The sequence below is a fragment of the Bacillus pretiosus genome (assembly GCF_051294775.1).
GTDB lineage: Bacteria > Bacillota > Bacilli > Bacillales > Bacillaceae_G > Bacillus_A > Bacillus_A wiedmannii.
The window spans coordinates 1-286 of sequence record NZ_JBPPHF010000485.1 but is presented as its reverse complement, the minus strand read 5'-3'; the positions used below and the strand labels follow the sequence as shown (position 1 = coordinate 286).

Genomic DNA, 286 nt, shown 5'->3' with positions numbered 1-286 from the left:
ATACTATATGTTTTATTTAACTTAAGTGATAGTAAATAGTTTGACATCGCTAAATTAGATGAATATCCAACTAATTTTTTCATTTTTAGTCCCTCTGTACTAACTTGCTATATTTTTTGTTAACTGTATCTCTTCAAAGATACAAAGTAACATTTCAATTCGGTTAATTGCTGGAAAATATGTATCATCATCATAGAAAAGGTAAAGTTTTTTCTCTGCAGCTTGGTAAAGCATACGTAAATCAAACTGATTTTGGATTGAACGAAAAAAACTTTGATCCTTTATC

1 pseudogene is annotated in these 286 nt (G+C 27.6%); it reads right to left on the bottom strand.

Annotated features, from left to right (window positions below):
- Positions 1-99: 99 nt before the first annotated feature.
- Positions 100-286 (bottom strand): annotated as a pseudogene (locus ACSG5Z_RS31845) (hypothetical protein); the annotation flags it as partial.